The following is an 18,104-nucleotide window of genomic DNA, read 5'->3' as shown; positions in this document are numbered from 1 at the left end:
TTTGTTCGAGTCTGCTCATACCCCATCGGGCAGCCGCGACCCAATTAATTAACTTACCTCACAATTACTACGAAAGGAATTGACACGCATGAAGCATGAATCGGAGGGGACACCATCGGCTTCCCCTCGGAAGGATGCTCACAACTGCTGACGATGCAAATCGTTGGCTGTCCGCAGGACCTTGGGAGACAAGAAGGTCTCAGGATCGTCCACAGGAGCCGAGGTGATGTGCCAGACGACCGACTCCCCGGGAAGGAGGGTGGCCATGCCGCCGTCGATTGAGGCAGCGGGGTCCACCTTGTCCACCATGCAGAAGACGTCACGGGCATATGTCCGAGCGGTCAGGGTCAGTCGGTAGCCGCAATCCTCAGCCTCAATGGAGGCTTCGAGGGGGTCGGGCCGAAGGGTCTGGTCGACGACCTCAGCCGGATTGTAAATGACCCTAGCAAAACCTGGTTGGTCGGAATTGGCCACGAGGATCTCCTGGGCAGGGTCGCCAAAGGTAGCCACGGCGGCCTCCAGAACCACCTGGGCCTGTCCCCCTGCCGGTATAGAGACCCGGGCGATCTGATCGGCCAGAACGGTTCCATCCAGGCGGCGGCGCTCCACCCGCCACTGGCCCTCCCAGGCCTGACGGGTGTCGTTGACCATGACCAGGGCCAGCTGGTCGGGGTCGACAGGCATGCCAGCCCAACTGTGCTCAGCCCGGTATTTCTCTGAGACCTCGGGCTGAATGGAGGCTAGGCGAGGAGTGAAGAAATCGCGCGAGGCGAACCAGAGGGGCTTGCGATGCCCGTCATAGTCCACCGCCGCCCAGGAGATCACCGGCCAGTCGTCATTGAGCTGCCAGACCAGGGTGCCGGCATTCACCGGCTCCAGCGAGCGCATGTACTCCACCCCAAATCGGATGGCCTGTGCCTGCTGCAGCTGACAGGCCCAGTGCCAGTCCTCAATGTCCTCCCAGCGGTCACTGGGAATCAGCCAGGAATGTGGCCCATCCGAACGATGACCGTTGACCACGCCGCCGTAACTGATGTCATAGAAGTCACCCGGAGTCAGGTGGGAACGCATACCCCGGGAGAGCTTGATGTTGCCATCGATGGCCTTCTGATGGACCAACATTTGGGTACCGAAGGGGTCCAAGGGGCTGTCATGCACCACCCGGGTCAGGGTGCTCCAGGCAGGAGGCGCCTGGTATCCGAACTCGTCGGCGAAGCGGGGCTTGTAATCCCTGTAGGCCCTGTAGTCCTTGTTGTTCCACACATCCCAGATGTGCACGGTCCCGTCGTTGTCCTTGTTGGGCGAGGTGTACTTGGTAAAACTCATCGGGGAACTCGGCAGGTAGATCCTGGTCGGATCCAGCTGTGCGAACAGACGGGGGAAAAGATCGGAATAGTATCCATCACCCCAAGGGCGTTCCCCGTAGCCGTACGCGTTGGGGGCGGCCGAGGGGTCTGCCAGAGCGTTCTTGAACCCGCCCCAGTCGGCATAGGCCGTGTAGTTCTCGTTGGATCCGTTCCATACGACCAGGCTGGGGTGCGGGGAGAGCCGACCGATCTGCTCCCGGGCCTCTGCCTCAACCTCTGACCAGTTATCCGGGTCCTCCGGGTAGGCGGCGCAGGCGAACATGAAGTCCTGCCAGACCATCACCCCGTTCTCGTCCGCCATGTCATAAAAGTCATCGGACTCGTAGTATCCACCTCCCCAGATCCTGACCATGTTGGAATTGGACTCGACCAGGTCCTCCATCCGGCGTTGGTAGCGATCCCTGTTCATCCGGGTCATGAAAGCATCGTCGGGAATCCAGTTGTAACCGTGGGCATGCACCGGTACCCCGTTGACGGATATGCGGAAGGGACGGCCGTTCTCGTCGGCCGCTGTGTCCACACTGACCGTGCGGAAACCCACCCGGCCTGTCCACATGGCCTGGGGACGGGATTCATTGGACCCGGCGGCCGCCTCCTCCTGACCTGCCGTGACATCAACCGTGTAGAGGGGGTGGTCACCATAGCCCAGGGGCCACCAGAGCTGCACATCCGGCACCCTGAGGACCAGGCGGACCGTGTCCGCGCCGGCACGGAGGTAGGAGCACGCCTGGACGTCGGCTCCGTTACCACCGAGATGGACTCGCACGGGTATCCCTCCAGACTGGGTGCCAGGCCGGGCCGTCTCATCGATGCCGGGTCTGCCGCGACCACCGGCGCGTTCCAAATCCACATCCACGGTGAGCAGGCCCTCGCCCTGGTCGTCGACATCTACCAGCGGGCGAACCTGGGCAATTCTGACACCGGACCAGGAATCAATGCCTATGGGTTGCCAGATTCCAGCATTGGCCACGTCGATTCCCCAGTCCCATCCGAAGGACGAGGCTGCTTTCCGGAGCTGGTTGAAGGGGTGGTTGTCATGAGGGTAGTAACCCAGAATCGCCTGCCGTCTCTCCCCCTCGCGGACGGGAGAGGTGAAGGAGACGACCAGCGTGTTTCCCCCCTCCTTGAGGAGGTCGCGCACATCCCACCGGTAGGAACGGTACGCGTTCTGGGTGCTGCCAACCGGTCGGCCGTTGAGTTCCAGTGCGGCTACCGTGTCCAGTCCGTAGGCCACCAGGTCGTGACGCTGCGAACCGTCGTCGTGCCAGTCGAACCGGCAGGTGAACTGCCAATCCACATCCCCGATCCACTGTTGGGCCTGTTCATTGTCCCCGTCATAGGGGTCACCGATCAGGCCGGCACGGAGGAGGTCCATGGTTGCCTCCCCCGGTACTCGGGCCTCGACCCCATTGGCCAGGCGATCGCGGAGATCCTCCGGCGCCGCCTGAGGATTGAGGGCTGTCATGGTCCAAGCCCCGTCAAGAGGGGTGAATGTGGATGGGTGATGTGTGAGCATGGTGCTTGTCTTCCTTGTCTTGCGCTACGTCGGCAGAGGCTTCAACCTTTCCCCGAAGTCCCGTGATGGTCATTCAACGCGGTGTACTCCTGCACCACACTAGCAAAGGGACGGGCCGAACTTCAGGCAGCGACGAGTCTGGCAATCGGGAGGGTCAGCCGTCAGGAACCCGCCCCGATGTGACCATCAAGTGGACAGGCCGTCACGATGTGCCGTCGGCCAAGTATGAGGTATACTGTGCCATGTTGCCCCTCTGGCTCAATGGTTAGAGCAGCGTCCTTTTAAGTCGTGGGTTGTGGGTTCGAATCCCACGGGGGGCACTTTGGATTGCCGATTATTTAATACCAGTTACTAGGTTCCGTAAAAGATCGGTCCCACAAGAACACGAGATCTGATTCAATGCCCAGGTATCACAACCCTGACACAGCAACCATTAGGGCCATCCGCCTGCGCAATAGTAGGCAAGGCTTCGTATGCATAGCCTTGATCCATTTGCTGAAGCTCAGTATCTGCCGCGCCTGCCCAGCACCTGATCGTGGGATCCCAGTCGCAGTATATAGGCGGCATCGCCCTCCCTATGCCACACCAGCAGCAAATCTCCAGCATTGCCTATATGGCATTCATATACTGCTGCATAACCCTGCAGTATATGCATTCGATGACGCGCCTCCAAAGTACGAAGCGATGCTTCGGAATTCTCTGCTATCAGATCTAGCACCTCCTCGACCGGCTCTAATGGGACGTGCTTGCGAGCCATGCGCTTCAAATCCCTCGCGAAAGCACCAGTGGGAACCAGCGCAAGCCTCATCGGTCCACGCCAGCAGTTGCCAGCACGCCATCCACCAGGTCCTTTCCTGTGGCATACCCCTTAGTCTTCCCCCTCATGGCTAGAAGGCGCGATTCCTCCAAGGCTTCTTCGGTTTCGACCGGTAGGCCCAAGCTGAAGTCCAAGGGCACCCGCTGCTCCCGAATAATCTGCTTGTAAAAGGCTCTGGTGACCGTAGTCATATCCAGACCAAGCTCCTTCACGATATGATCCACCTGTTGCTTGTCTGCATCGGATATACGCACCGTGACCTGAGACATCTTCTCCATCTGAGCCCACCTTCCTTGTTATCTACAATTTTGTATTAAAGTGCAAAATTACAGCAGATTTCCTACTTTAATGCAAAATTACAGTGCATGGTAAGGCATCAATGTGCATTGGCTCATACTTGGCGATGTTCTTGCCAAGCTCGGCCCATACAATTAGTGATTACAGCTTTGAATCAGATTCAAACATGCACAAAACCCTTTTTCCTATGCAGATATGACTAGGCCCGATTCAACTGCTGCAAACACAAGTGAAGAAAGCCGGGCGCCATTCATATCCCATATGACCATATTCTTCAGGGTTATTGGCACAGACTGACATACACAAAAGTGAATCGGATTGGGAAAATGTAGCAGGCTATCATCACCAGAGATTACGTGCTCTGCTATGCCTCTACTCATTGGTCTTTAGTCAAAGTCCTCTTTTAGCTCCTTACGCTAACGAGCGTATAGCTTTTTCAGATCCTTGGAAATCAGTTTGAGCAGAGGCTGGGCCAGGTGCATGAAACCCCTTACTTGCGCCATTCATCATCAATGACACCTCACTAGGTCTCAGGCATATTGAAATCTGTGACAGTCCGCTTTTGGAAGCATTCTCCAGAAAGCCGTTGTGCTCATGCAGATAATCTTGATTAATCAAGTCCCATGTTGTTCTGATTGTTCCCGAGATTATTATGCTCATGTAGATGTCTTGGCAGATATGTCGCCAAAGGAGTGAGGTCATGTCGGTTCCCGATCAATTGGTTATCCTTGGAAATGGTTTCGATCTTCAGTGCGGGTTAGCTTCATCCTTTGGGGACTTTGAGAAACCTCGAAAAAGTCTGATCGAAGATCTCATAGAGAAACATTCCACGAATCAGAGTAGGGCAGACACATCAGGGGAGCTTGTCACATACCCCGATGACCGTAAAGAGCGGCAAGAAGCATCATTAGCTGCAGATATCTGGGCTGCTGGAATAACCGTCTGGGATCTGATTCTCATTGCAGATGAACAAATACGAACCTGGTATGACGTAGAAGCCTGTATCAGAGACTGGCTTCTGAAGGATCCAGAATGGGGAGATCAATTCCCAGAGCAGAATAATTTTCATGCTCTCAAGTATCAATATGCACGGTACCAGAAAGCACTAGTGTCTGACTCATATCATAACTCTGACGAAATTGTAATCCTCCATCACTATAGCGATGATGACTGCTTCAGCCAAATGCCTATGAACGAACAAGTCTCCAAATTGCTATTCAAGTGGTATGCATGCAGTTCCGATGCTAATTCAATCATGAGAGTCTTGATGCAGGAACTTCATCGCCTGGAGACAGCCTTCTCACGTTATATGAAAAATGTAGCAGAAAGCAATGAAAATTACCGTAGCCGTGCCTGCCTTCTGCTAGAGCAACTCATGAACGATCAGCTAAACGATTATAATTCTTTGCTGACCAATAACACGTACAAAATAGGCGGAGACATCTCATTCGGAGACATCTCATTCGGAGACTCTTTCAATAATGTGAGAATACTCGATTTCAATTACACCAATCCCATCACTGACATCAAACCTGCACCCACCCTCAGCAACATCCACGGGAATATACATGGTGGGGATATCATTTTCGGCATCGACAGCAACAGCGTCGACATCGATGACTCAAATTACCCAGGTCTTGTCAAGTTCACCAAGACCTATAGGCTCATGGCACTTGGCAAAGACAGTAAGACCAAACTAGTCCATCCCCATGTAAGCGGGCAACCAGGCAGTGAAACCAGCATCATCAAGTTCTTCGGCCATTCCCTTGGTGACCCCGATTACTCATACTTCCAAGCTATTTTCGACGAGGTGGATCTCTACGGAAGTGATACCCGACTAGTCTTCTATTACAACCAGAATCGCCTGAACGAAAATAAGGATGATAAGAAAAGCAAGAACACGACAAGTGAAAACGCTCAGGAAGAGATGTTTGAGAAAGTCAACCGCCTCATCACCACATATGGTCAGACGCTAGACAACAAGGACCACGGTCGTAACCTCATGCACAAGCTTCTCTTGGAAAACAGGCTACAGGTCGTCCAGGCCCCAGTCTGACAATGGTGCCACTTTCTAAAGTAATTCCCCTTGACAACCAGTATGCGGCCCCAGCCTGACTATGCACTCTTCATGGCCTAGCACCAAGCATATTATGACCCAGTCGACACTGAACTTAGCTACACTCACCTCTTAGCGATAGCAGCCTTGGAATCATACGGCTGTTTGATCATAGCCACACTGCTTCAAAGGATTTGACCGATTGCCATCCCATCAGCACTTTCCTGGCGCCTTCTAACAAGAGTAAATAATCAGCCAGAGCGTAAGGCAAAGTGACTAACAATTAAACTCCGGCCTATCTTTAAATCTGCAGCATAACTAATTGGTCTTACAGACCAGGGATGACGTGCTGTATCTAAAGGAATTCTGGCCGCACCTTTTCCGCTCCACTCAGTTTTCTGCGCTCGCCTCCACCGGTAGGTCCTTAGCGATCCTGGACGTATAGGTTCCATTCTTCCAATCAGCGAGATTGCCGACCACGTATACACGGCGCTTGGCTCGCGACACAGCGACGTTGAGCAGATTGGGCGACCCGTTAACCCATGAACGAGAGCCTTCTCCACGCTTGCCGGCCCTGCTGCCAAGAACTATGAAGACCACATCGGCTTCGCGCCCCTGAGAGGTGTGGACGGTTCCGGCCTGGCTTGATGCCAGCCGGTTCGCTTCGCTGCCATTGCAACCAGTGCATTGCCGCAAGGCATCCGCGAAGGTGTCACGCACCTGGTTGGCCACAGCTCTGAACGGAGCGATGACCAAAATATTGGTGGGGTCAATCCCACCCTTGAAGAGCCCGCACAGACGCTTGTGTAGTTCGTAGCCTTCCTGCGGCCTCCATTGCGTTCTTCCGGTTTCGCCGGAATTAGGCGGCACATCATACCAGCAGGAGTCCGGCAGCTCATCTCCCGCATGAGGCCCGGAAGGATAGGAACAGGGCTGATGCTCCGGCCCTACGCGAACCATCCTGCCGGAGTAGGCCATATCGTTGCATATGGAGAACATAGGCTCATCACAGCGCCGGTGTACCACCAGAGGCATCCCCAGCCAGTGGTCATCGGTCTCGTCCAACAGGCCGCAAGGGGTCTGGTAATCAACCAAGGCCTGCATGTTTTCAGATTCCAGTCCCAGGCGCTGGAGGTGATGGGTGCTCGCCAGGAGTTCTCGCATCGGCTTGGGCATGGTATCCACGGGCTGGAGCTGCATAGGATCTCCAACTGCAACCGCATGTTTCACACGCTGCAACAGACCAGCAGCAGCCTGGGGCAGGGCCTGTCCGGCCTCATCCACAATCGCCCAGCCGAGCGCCTCCTTGCCTATCCCCGAAAACATTCTGGATATTGAAGCAAAGGAGGAGGAGACGACTGGGATCACCAGGAAGAAAGTCTGCCAAGCCACCAACCTCTCGTCATCCGTAAAGCCATTCGACTGCATCACGGCGCAAGCCAGGGACAGATTGCACATGAACTGGTGGGCAGCACCCATGACGGCCTGCTGATGAAGAGCCAACGCCTTGATGTAGACCTCCGTCCGCGCCTTGCTCCATTCTTGGTCCATCCACGCAACATGGTCATCGCCAATGTCAGGCCTGGGCCACTGAATCTGCTCGGCCTTAGCAATTTGCTGTTCAACGGTGGCAAGCTGCCTGGTCAAAGTCGCAATCTGTGTTTGGCATTCCCCTAACTTCTGATCACCGACTTCCAACCCTCCATAGAAGGACTGCAACCGCTGATGGACCGTGCTGGCCTGCTCATCGAAATGCTGCTTTGCACGACGTGCCTGCTCCAGATCAGTACGTACCTTAAGCTCGTCCTGCTGCCTTTCGCGGCTGTGGAAAAACGACCTTAGTGGATGCGCCTTCCAGTAAGACAAGTGAACATGACAAATGCTATCAGCCTGTTCCCAAGCAGCTTGCGCATTATTGGCAGCCTGGCCAGCATCCGACATCTGCCGTTCCATTGATTGAATCTGTCCGACATACCTTGAGCGGCTTGCCTTCATGCCACGAAGTTGTTCATTGAGGGTTTTCAGCTCGGCTGACAGATTGGATCGCTGATTGCACAAGTCTGAGTAAGAACGCATAAGGTTGTACTGGGCAATTTTCCTGGCGCGAATGCTCTCTTCCTTCTTCAGAGCAGCATTAAAGTCGTTCCTGGCCTTTGCCCAATTGGTCCTACTGCTTCTTTCGCCTGGCATGTATTTCAATGATTTATAGATAAATTCGTTTTTGAAGGGCCACAGGAATCGGTTTTTGTTGCTCATGTTCCCCAAGACCGCCGATATAAGAGCCCAAGCGGAGGAGGTATTTGAAGGGCTGCTCTCCTTATCCTGACTCTTGCGATCGGCAATTTGCCCGGCAAAGTCTCGAAAAGCGAATCCACAGGGAACCTGTTTGAATTCACTGTCAATATAGGTTTCCCACTCGGTGTCTATAGCATCGGCACTGGGCAGATCCTGGCTGACGTTTTCAACAGCCTTGTTGTTACTGGAAGCAACGACAATCTCAAAGCCGGTCACCGACGGATCAAGCGTCCAGTAGACATAGTCCTTGTCCTCGTCTGAGGCGGCTCTGGCCAGCCTCCGGGATGTGAAAATATCCTGTGGGCGGGAGAATCCTGCCAACCGCCGAGCCCTGGCCACAATAATTTCGGCCACCACATCCTTGAGCAGTGTGGTCTTGCCGGTCCCAGGAGGGCCATTGACACCTAGCAGCGAAGAGCTGCCATATCCTTCCAAGGCCGCCCGTATTTGATTGATCGCCAGTTGCTGACCAGTTGACTGGAATTGATTGGAAGCACTTGGCCATCGCGCGAACGGCAGGCTGGCAGGTTGCGTAAAATCGCCCACCAGATGCCCCTCAGGGTCCTTCTGCAGATTGAACCGTCGAGGATGACCAATCGATAGATATTGTCTGACTGGCTCAGAAAATATTTCAGTCCCATTTTGATAAAGGTCTTCAAGATCTTCTAGGAAGAAGGAATCCATCATTTCACCGTTCAACGATTCTGAACTGGCTTCCAGATGGCAATTGACATAATCCCTGATCAGTGGTGAGCCGTCAGCGCGAGCGAAAAGAGGAGATCTACTCACCGCGCGGTCATCCAGTCCCATCCGATCCGCTACATGCTCAATGAGGCTTTCGATCTCATATCTGCCGACCGGACCTGCCTTGTACATCGGTCGGCCTGCTTCGTCTCCAGAGTCTTCCCCAGCCAGACGATTGAATTCGGACTTGAGTTTGCTTTCCGTATCGTCAAATACTTCGATATGCGGCCACCCAGCCGGGCAATCAGGCCAGCCTTCATGATTGAACAGACAGGAAACCGCCTTGGCATATTGAGAGAGCGTCAATGATCTTGGGACCAGACAGCCATCATCCCCTACGCAGAACTCCATAAGGGAAGCCACGGTAGAAGGACCGCCGGCGCGCCTACTCTGCCGATGGGCTAGCTCCTGCAACACCTCGTCCTGAGCAGTCTCCTCGGCTGGCGAGAGCTCTCGAACAAGCTTGGCGGCCTTCAACAGCGCATTCGTGACTACACGCTGGGAGAGCCCGACTGCTATTCGAAAACGTTCATGCTTAAGCCACCGATTTTGTCGTCCCACCGCTTCTTGCTGCTCCGAGCTATCGTCGGGTTTCACTACCTGGTGGACGGGGCGACGCGCAAATCGGCGGTCATAGTCCTTACGGTAAACAGCACAGGCTGAGCCAGGCCGATTGGCCGTTGCTGACAGCTTTCCCGCCACCTGCAGCAGGCGCGAAACCATGGAATCCGTCAGTTCAGTACCTGCCGGCAAAGAGCCGGGCTGCTTAGCCACCTCTAGCCATAGCTGGTTCGTCTCCCCAAGCAGACCGGTTATAGTCTGTTCGTCAAGTCCTGATCTGACCGCCTGCACGCGCAGCCAGTTCTCAGTATCTTCTGCAAACGAGAAAGGTTTGGTCAGCCGGGCGTTCATGTCTGTCTGCAACCGGTATATTTTCCTGCTCTGCAGGTCGTTATAGAGGTTTGTATAGGAACGATGCTCATTGTCAACCGGCCCGATGAGAAGATCAGCATGAATGTCATTCCATGGAAGTCGCTCCTGCTCAGAAACGCTTACCCTTTGGTCGTCGTTGCGGGAGGAGGATAAAGCAATGAGCTGGTTATCCCTCCAATTTTGTGGCGAGAACAGTTCAACCGCGCACCAATATGACAAAACATCCATTGCATGCTGTTGCTCATCGTTCCCCATATTTGCCAGTATGCGGATAAGCGGGGACAGGTGCAGGAACAGGTTCGAGCCACGGATGAGGCCATAGGAGACAATCCCGATGCGGCATTGTCCAGTCCAATCACCGCATCGGAATAAGCATTCATGCCCGTATCCGTCTGACCGCCCAGTTGAGTAGTTTTCGCAGCTCCGAAGCGATCAGGACCAGGGAAGCCAGCGCGATGCACTCCAGCCAGGCCTGGGGCTGGAGGGGGACGGTGCCGAAGGCCTCGCCCAGGAAGGGCACGTAGATCACCAGGAGCTGCAGCAGGATGGAGATGCCGATGGCGCCCCAGAGCCATGGGTTGCTGAAGAGCCCCTGGAAGGCCGACTTGCGGGAGGAGCGGGAGGCCAGCGCGTTGAAGAGCTGGGCGAAGACCAGGATGGTGAAGCCCATGGTCCGCGCCTCCCTGATCTGCGCCTCGTGGCCGATCGCCTGGACGGACCTGTCGGTGAAGAGGCCGCCGCTCAGGTGCATGTCCATGCCGATCAGGGTGACCGCAGCCATGACCAGGCCTATATAAACGATGTCAACCCACATGTCCCGGTCGATCACCCGGTCGTTGATGGATCGGGGCGGACGGTCCATCAGATCGTCGGTCTGCGGATCCACGCCCATGGCCAGCGCGGGCGCCGCGTCGGTCAGGAGGTTGATCCAGAGCAGCTGGGTGGCCAGCAGCGGCACGGTCACGCCCGCCATGCCGGGCTGCGATATGCCCAGAAGACCAGCGAAGACCACGCCGCCGAAGACCGTGAAGACCTCGCCCATGTTGGAGCTGAGCAGGTAGCGCAGGAACTTGCGAATGTTGTCGAAGATGCCCCGGCCCTCTCGCACGGCCTGGACGATGGTGGCGAAATTGTCGTCCGCCAGGATCATCTTGGCCGATTCCTTGGTGACCTCGGTCCCGGTGATGCCCATGGCCACGCCGATGTCTGCGGTCTTGACAGCAGGGGCATCATTGACGCCGTCGCCGGTCATGGCCACGACCTTGCCCTGGTCCTGGAGCGATTCGACGATCTTCAGCTTGTGCTCGGGGGCCACGCGGGCGTAGACGGAGACCTTGGAGGTGGTCTCCCGAAGCTGGTCCGAGTCCATGGCATCCAGCTGCTCGCCAGTGCAGGCCGGCTGTCCGGGCTTGATGATGCCCAGGTCCCCTGCGATTCTGGCTGCAGTAAGCGGATGGTCGCCGGTGATCATGATCGTTCTGATGCCGGCCTTGTGAGCCTGATCCACCGCATGGCGGACCTCAGTGCGGGGCGGGTCAATGATGCCGACCATGCCCGTCCAGATCAGATTGCTCTCCAGTCGGGTGCTTTCCTGGATCACCTTGTCGGCAGACAAGCGAATTGCAGGAGCATGCTGAGACTTTTCAGGCAACCGGTCCGTCTGATCCGTCCCGACCGTGCTTGACGGCCACTCCCCCGCGTCAGCTTCGGCCAGCGCCGACAGCTCCTGGTCGGATACAGGCCGGAAAGCCTGTCCCAAGGTCCTGTAGGCATCCGCCGAGAGACTGCTGACCTGAGCAAGTATCCTTTCCCGATCGGCACTGGTCATAGGTCTGACCTGGCCGCCATCGAGAATCCGGTCGCATCGGCCAAGCAGCACGTCGGGAGCGCCCTTGCAGAAGAGACGTGATTCCCTTTCGTTGTCATCATTCGGGGCAGCCAGAACCGACATGAGCTTGCGCTCGGACGTGAAAGGAATCTCGGCCAGACGACGGTAGCTATCAGCCTTGGCATCAGCGCCGACTTTACGGGCGGCAACAATCAGCGAAACCTCCGTGGGATCGCCGACGCTCTGCCAGTGACCCTGCCCGGATCCAGACTGGGCCTGGGAATCAGGTTCGGCCTCGACCGGCTGCCAATGCAGGTCTCCGTCGTTGGCGATGGCCCCGACCATCAGGGTCTCTTCCACTGCCTCAGCCAGAGATGAACCAATGGTATCTGTCAGTTGTTGATCATCTGACCCACTGGCCTCGAACGGCTGCATGGTTCCCTCCGGAGCGTACCCGGTGCCAGTGAGCCTGACCTGCCCCGAGGGGACGACCACCCGTTCAACGGTCATTTCATTGCGTGTAAGAGTTCCTGTCTTGTCGGAGCAGATGACTGATGCCGATCCCAGGGTCTCCACCGAGCTGAGCTTCTTGACGATGGCATGATGCTTGGCCATGCGCTGCACGCCCAGGGCGAGAACCACAGTCAGGATGGCCGTCAGCCCCTCCGGCACAGCAGCTACGGCCAGAGATACGGCCATGAGCAGGGAATCAATCAGATCCTGGGTTGTCTGAAAGCCTTCCATCAGGGCCAAAGCAGCCAAAACCAGGGCGGCAATCAAGCAGACGGCCAGTCCGAGGAGCTTGGAGACGCGGGCCATCTCCTTCTGTAGGGGCGTGGGTTCCTCCTGGGTATCAGCCAGCATGTCGGCGATCTTCCCGACCTGGGTGTCCATACCAGTAGAGGTGACGATCATGCGCCCGTTCCCCTGGGTCACTGCGGTGCCGTTGAAGACCATGTTGGTTCTGTCACCCAGAGCCTTGGGCTGGTCAAGCCGACCGGGCCGCTTGCCCACCGGCAGCGACTCGCCGGTCAGCGATGCCTCGGCCACGCGCAGACCCGCGGCCTGGAACAGTCTTCCGTCGGCGCCGACCGAATCGCCTTCAGCCAGGACTACTACATCACCAGGCACGATCCTGCTGGTCTCCAGGCTGACCACCCGGCCGCCTCGCAGCACCGAGGCGTGCGGGGCCGTCATGCTCGCCAGAGCATCCACAGCCCGCTCGGCCTTAGCCTCCTGAGCGTACCCCAGGGCGGCATTAAGGATGAGGATGATCATGATGACGATGGCATCAAAGGGCAGGGGCTCCCCGCCTCCTGATGCCGGATGTGAGCGTTCCACCACCCAGGCCACCAACGAAATGGCCGTGGCTGCCAGAAGCAGATAGACCAAGGGGTCCTTGAACTGTTGAAGGAATTCCCTCCATGCAGGAACGGGAGGCGCTCCAGCCAGCTCATTAGGACCGAACCTGTCCAGCCGACGCGCCGCCTCGGCCTCATCCAGGCCCCGGTCGGGGTCCACATTCAGAGCAAGGGCAACCTGATCGACACCTACTATAGAAGGGTCCTTGAGGACGGGGCCATTCACTCTGCGCCTCTGCTCATGGCCCTGCCCTGCAGTCGGGATCACGCCGGTATCTGTCGATTTCTCATGCTTGGGATCGCTGGTCAACCCAGTCATGCCACTCTCCTGCTTATGCCACGGAGTAGTCAACGCTTCAGAGGCCCGTTGGAAGAAATCAGAGGCGGCCAGACCAAAACGCTGCGTGGATGCTTGCCAAGTTGAACCAATAATATACATAAACACGGCCGAAGTCGTCAAGGCCTTTGCTTCAGTATGCATTCTCAGGCCTGTCTCATGACAGAGACGGTATCTTTGCTGCACTTAACTTGGCAGCGCCCTAGTTGCCGAATCCCCCCCCCCAAAAAAAATACTAGATCTTCATTAGAAAAGCTTTAATCAATTTGGGCTCATCTGGCATAAAAACCCTTATCTGCCCTGAGAATCCTATTTAAGACCCTCTTGTGATTATTCGACAGGCTCAGCTGGCGTTATCTGAGCAGTAAATAGTCTTATAGGCCAACCATGGTAGTTCTTGCCAGCCGTCTGCCCTAACGATCCTTTCAGTGGAGACACCATTGGAAATAGCACTAAACACGAGAAAGAGAGGAGAGAGACGGACAAAATGCACAACATTATCGATCTGCAGAATAGTAATATCGCCATGAATGATGAAGCCGCTCATCATAGCGGCGTCAGCATATTTGCATGCCACGGCGGTGGGCATGATAATATCTGGAGTTGATGGACCTGCAGCTAATCCACAAAAATATGCCACTGCGATGACGCATTCACCAAAATGGCATGGGCTGTCATTTTTGCCCTGATGACGGCAGGGACAACAGTCATGTAAGTCTATGGGCGCCATCCTTGTATGGCATCCATAGCAATATTCTGATGAAGATTTATAAGTCGCGAGAACGGCGATGATGGGAGAACGGTGATGAGTGGTGCTTCAGTGAGTTCAAATGGATTGACAATGACGGTGACTCCGAGGAAGGATGATTCGATCACCATCCTCGACCATGTCGACTTCCATGCTGAGCCCGGAAGAATCACGGGGATTGTCGGCCCCTCAGGCAGCGGAAAGTCCACCTTGCTGTACTGCCTTTCGGGGTTGGAACGTGCGACATCCGGAAGCATCTCCCTTCTAGGGCATGACATCACACATATGCGAGCGTCCGCGCTCACTCGGTTTCGGCGTCGACATCTGGGATTCGTGTTTCAATCCTACAACCTGATCACGAGCATGACGGTGGAGGAGAACCTCGCGCTGCCATTCACCCTGCGCGGCCGTCGACTCCCCAAGCAAAAAGCGGATGAGATGTTGCGGTACTTCGGATTGGCAAACGAGAAAAAAAGGAGCGTGACGATGCTCTCAGGCGGAGAGCAGCAACGTGTCGCGCTTGCACGAGTGCTGCTCTCCGATGCAGATATCATTTTCGCCGACGAGCCGACTGGAGCCTTGGATCAGGAATCTGGCGCCAAGGTCATGCAGGTGTTCAAAAGCCTGGCTATGGATGCGGGCAGGACCGTAGTAATAGTGACCCACAGTGGAGAGGTAGCCGGACAGTGCGACCAGATCGTTGAGGTCCGTGATGGCCACGTGCTGAACGCTGATACGGAGAGCGGGGCCCGCATATGAGGGGCGCACTCTCTGATCTGAAAGCAGCCCCGGCCGTATGGGCCGGCGTATGGCTGTCACTAATCGTTTCCCAGACCGCTGTGTGCACTATCGTCGCCGCGCGCAGGGCTATTGATGCCGCTTACCACGGACCGGATGCCGGGTTAGGCGCCAACCTTTCCGGCCCAGCAATGCTGTTCAGCGTGGTCATAGCCGTGTTCGTGATGCTGTGGGTCGTGACCGCCGCTCTGAACCAGCGCAGGCACCAACTAGCATTGCTGGTCCTTCAAGGCGCCACGCCCTGGCAGCTGCTCTTCGGGAATCTGGCTATCATCATCGTCCTATTCATCTTGGCAGCAATAGCGTCATCCCTCCTGACGCCGCTGGCAGCACCATATCTGTTCGACCTCCTGGCCAGAGCATTCGAGCTGAAACTGACGTATCAAGCAACCCAGCTGCTGGCATCCATCGGCACTGGGTTGGCCATTGCCGGAGTCGCCGTCCTTGCAGGCACAGTGCTGACCGTGCGCACACTATCCAAGATCAGGCCGATAGAGGCGCTTCGGCAGTCACAAAACCCGCCGAGACAAGTGAACGCATTCCGTGTTCTGCTAGGCGCATCGTTGCTCGTGGGAGCGATATGCGCGCTCATCATCCCGGGGACAGCTACACGCAAGATAGACTCTGGCGAGCTCGCCACGCACATTTCCGGCAGGAATCCCATAGAGTCCAGAGTGACAGGATTCATTGGGTTCTCCATGGGAGGCATGTTCCTCCTGATCTTCGCATTGGCTGTTCTGGCTCCCTATGTCATGCACTGGTTCACCAAAGGATGGACGCATCTTCTCCCCCTGCCATTCAGCACCTGGAAACTCGCTAGGCAGCAGGCCGTTGGGAGGATCCAACGACAGAACGCGACCATCATTCCCATGACGGCCGGCTTGTCGTTGCTCATGACTTTCTCTGGTGTGTTGCATACGCTGACCGACAGCCTCAAGAATTTCGCCAGTAACGGCCATTCCATGAACGTGAACCCACACATGCTGACGAACCTGATGGCCATGCTCGGCCCTGCGCTCATCATCGCTTTGGTGGGCGCAATCTCCGGACTGATGATCACCGCACGAGGGCGACGCCTGGATCTGGCGCTGACATACGTATCCGGTGCCAGTACCGGACAGTTGCGCATTTTGGGAGCCCTCGATGGTCTCATTTCGATGGTCACCTCGGTGCTGCTCGCCTTCGTCATCACACTGCTCAGCACCTGCGGCACCGCCTTCATGCTGCAACGATATCTGGGAAGCGCAAAGATAAGCGTTCAATGGGGATATTGGGCGGTCATCGCACTCCTCGCTATTGTCGTAGGCGCCCTCGTCACAGGCGTGCAGGCGCTGTGCGCGCGTTCCGAGGATTCTGTGAGGGTCATATCACGTGCAGTCGGTGAGTAACCACCCCCAACAAAGGACGAAAATGTCGCCACACAAGCGGAATAGTAATGAGAAAACCGCATCTTTGATAGACGTGCCCCGCCTTTTGAAATCCATAAGGGTGTTTTATTCACGGTTAGTCTGCTAAGTATAGCGAGCGCCCTCTTAAATCTGGCTCAGCCACAGCTTGTCAATGTCATTCTTGGACGCGTGCAGCATAACATGCGATCCGCAGTGCCCCTCTAATAGCGTTGGCAGGAGTGTTTCTGTCCGGCGCAGCAATCACTTCTTTTGACGCTTACCTGCTGTTGAACGATATGAGACGGTCTCTAGTAATGCATATTCTGCATTTGCCGTTCAAAGATCTGGACCAGTCGCATACAGGCAACGTAATTTCTATTATTTCATCTGATACAAATGAACTGAAGCGATTGCTGACCGATAATTGCCAGAAGTGTTTGGCACTTTACTGGTGTTCATAGGCGCGTGTGTGGGAATGGTCATAATCAGTCCCGTCATGTTCGTTATCTCTCTTTCGACCTGTCTTGTTACTGTCGGTTTACTGGTAGTCTTATCCGGAAAATTACGAGACTGCTCCAGAGGGGCTCAAACGGCCATAGGAGATATGACGTCTGCAGCCACTGATGCTTTGATGAGTTTGAAAAGGATCAGGGTTTTCGACGCCACGGAGCGTGAGACCAATAAAATCGGCGAGAAGCCAGGCAAGCGTGCACATCCGGTCGTCTAATTTCAAAGAAGCAGTCACTGATATGGCCATCAGGAATGGCCTTAATGCAGTTGTGCCTGATGGTTGTATCGGGAATCGGCGCTTTCCAAGTGGCCAAAGGAGTGATGACTGTTCAGCAACTGGTAACTTTTCTATGTACCTAGAAATGATGCCCACGCCTATGGCGACACTTTCTTCGACATATAGCAGACTGTTCAGAGCGTTGGGCGCGAACTCCAGCATTCAAGCGATAATGAGAATGCCGACCGAAGATGCGACATCAGCATGAGCAGTATCCAGTAGGGTCCAAAGGAAGGTCACCAACTCCGATCAGATTGACATCGATCTTGACCATGCTGATATTCCGTATGATGACGCACGGAACAATCGTGGCGGGCTCCAATTGAATGAAGCGGGCGTGCATATGAAAGGCGGTGTCGTCTACGCGATAGTCGGACCATCCGAAGCGGGCAAATCAACCATGCTGGCCCTTATAAGGGTATTCTATAAGCCAAATCATGGCCATGTTCTCTTTAATGGTATTGATCTTTCAACTCTCAGCTCCTCTTATGTACGTTCTCTGATCGGCTATATAGAACACGATGCCCCCATATATTCCGGTTCTTCCAGAACGAATCTGGCGATGAACAAGAACGGCGTATCCGATGAAGGCTGCTGGAATGCCTTAAATAAGGTGAACCTCACGCCAAAGTGAGAGACACCTTCGATGGATTGGATACCCCAGCAGGCAACGCGGTGTATTGCTGAGTAGCGGTGAACGCTATCGCTTGGCCCTGGCAAGGCTGTTGTCCATAAGGCGGCCGATCATGCTGCTTGACGAAACAACATACCATTTAGACGCTAAAAACGAGGAGCTCGTCGCACAAGTCATTCATGCCAATTCCCCGGAGCA

12 protein-coding genes and 1 tRNA gene are annotated in these 18,104 nt (G+C 55.5%); 7 read left to right on the top strand and 6 right to left on the bottom strand.

The window, feature by feature from the left end; genetic code table 11:
- Positions 1-138: 138 nt before the first annotated feature.
- Positions 139-2,883, bottom strand: a complete 2,745-nt coding sequence (locus tag H3T93_RS04810; RefSeq protein ID WP_144177815.1) for a glycoside hydrolase family 2 protein — start codon at positions 2,881-2,883, stop codon at positions 139-141.
- Positions 2,884-2,945: 62 nt separating this feature from the next.
- On the opposite strand from H3T93_RS04810, the gene H3T93_RS09130 reads away from it, so the two are divergent.
- On the top strand, positions 2,946-3,152 hold the full coding sequence (locus H3T93_RS09130; RefSeq protein WP_232348682.1) for a hypothetical protein: 207 nt from the start codon (positions 2,946-2,948) through the stop codon (positions 3,150-3,152).
- Positions 3,131-3,203, top strand: a tRNA-Lys gene (locus tag H3T93_RS04805). Before H3T93_RS09130 ends, H3T93_RS04805 begins: the two co-directional genes overlap by 22 nt.
- A gap of 182 nt (positions 3,204-3,385) precedes the next feature.
- Here the strand turns inward: H3T93_RS04805 and H3T93_RS04800 are convergent.
- Both H3T93_RS04800 and H3T93_RS04795 read right to left on the bottom strand, forming a co-directional pair.
- Positions 3,386-3,691: a type II toxin-antitoxin system RelE/ParE family toxin gene (locus H3T93_RS04800; RefSeq protein ID WP_052733387.1), complete on the bottom strand. Its 306-nt coding sequence runs from the start codon at positions 3,689-3,691 to the stop codon at positions 3,386-3,388.
- Positions 3,688-3,978 (bottom strand): type II toxin-antitoxin system RelB/DinJ family antitoxin, encoded by a 291-nt coding sequence (locus H3T93_RS04795; protein WP_052733388.1) that lies wholly within the window; start codon positions 3,976-3,978, stop codon positions 3,688-3,690. The genes H3T93_RS04800 and H3T93_RS04795 overlap by 4 nt, the downstream gene beginning before the upstream one ends.
- A gap of 719 nt (positions 3,979-4,697) precedes the next feature.
- Between H3T93_RS04795 and H3T93_RS04790 the strand changes: the two genes are divergently transcribed.
- Positions 4,698-6,053 (top strand): AbiH family protein, encoded by a 1,356-nt coding sequence (locus H3T93_RS04790; protein WP_186363941.1) that lies wholly within the window; start codon positions 4,698-4,700, stop codon positions 6,051-6,053.
- Positions 6,054-6,443: 390 nt separating this feature from the next.
- Here the strand turns inward: H3T93_RS04790 and H3T93_RS04785 are convergent, their stop codons facing one another.
- The 3 genes from H3T93_RS04785 to H3T93_RS04775 all read right to left on the bottom strand — a co-directional run bounded on the left by H3T93_RS04785 (position 6,444) and on the right by H3T93_RS04775 (position 14,281).
- A complete protein-coding gene (locus H3T93_RS04785; RefSeq protein WP_144177817.1) occupies positions 6,444-10,280 on the bottom strand; it encodes an AAA domain-containing protein in 3,837 nt (1,278 codons plus the stop codon).
- Positions 10,281-10,401: 121 nt separating this feature from the next.
- Positions 10,402-13,440: a cation-translocating P-type ATPase gene (locus H3T93_RS04780; RefSeq protein WP_411675000.1), complete on the bottom strand. Its 3,039-nt coding sequence runs from the start codon at positions 13,438-13,440 to the stop codon at positions 10,402-10,404.
- 454 nt (positions 13,441-13,894) lie between these two features.
- Positions 13,895-14,281, bottom strand: coding sequence for a hypothetical protein (locus H3T93_RS04775; RefSeq protein ID WP_144177819.1), 387 nt, complete (start codon positions 14,279-14,281; stop codon positions 13,895-13,897).
- A 111-nt stretch (positions 14,282-14,392) separates the two neighbouring features.
- On the opposite strand from H3T93_RS04775, the gene H3T93_RS04770 reads away from it, so the two are divergent.
- The 4 genes from H3T93_RS04770 to H3T93_RS04755 all read left to right on the top strand — a co-directional run bounded on the left by H3T93_RS04770 (position 14,393) and on the right by H3T93_RS04755 (position 17,906).
- Positions 14,393-15,058, top strand: a complete 666-nt coding sequence (locus H3T93_RS04770) for an ABC transporter ATP-binding protein (RefSeq protein WP_229281577.1) — start codon at positions 14,393-14,395, stop codon at positions 15,056-15,058.
- On the top strand, positions 15,055-16,485 hold the full coding sequence (locus tag H3T93_RS04765) for an ABC transporter permease (protein ID WP_144177820.1): 1,431 nt from the start codon (positions 15,055-15,057) through the stop codon (positions 16,483-16,485). Before H3T93_RS04770 ends, H3T93_RS04765 begins: the two co-directional genes overlap by 4 nt.
- A gap of 433 nt (positions 16,486-16,918) precedes the next feature.
- Positions 16,919-17,212, top strand: coding sequence for an ABC transporter transmembrane domain-containing protein (locus H3T93_RS04760; protein ID WP_024627011.1), 294 nt, complete (start codon positions 16,919-16,921; stop codon positions 17,210-17,212).
- Between the two features lie 382 nt (positions 17,213-17,594).
- Positions 17,595-17,906 carry an ATP-binding cassette domain-containing protein gene (locus H3T93_RS04755; RefSeq protein ID WP_144177823.1) on the top strand — a complete coding sequence of 104 codons (312 nt, stop codon included), beginning with the start codon at positions 17,595-17,597 and terminating at the stop codon, positions 17,904-17,906.
- Positions 17,907-18,104 lie beyond the last annotated feature (198 nt).

It is taken from the genome of Bifidobacterium sp. M0404 (assembly GCF_016101415.1).
Lineage (GTDB): Bacteria > Actinomycetota > Actinomycetes > Actinomycetales > Bifidobacteriaceae > Bombiscardovia > Bombiscardovia polysaccharolytica.
The sequence above is the reverse complement of the archived record's forward strand: the minus strand, read 5'-3'. Positions and strand labels throughout refer to the sequence as shown.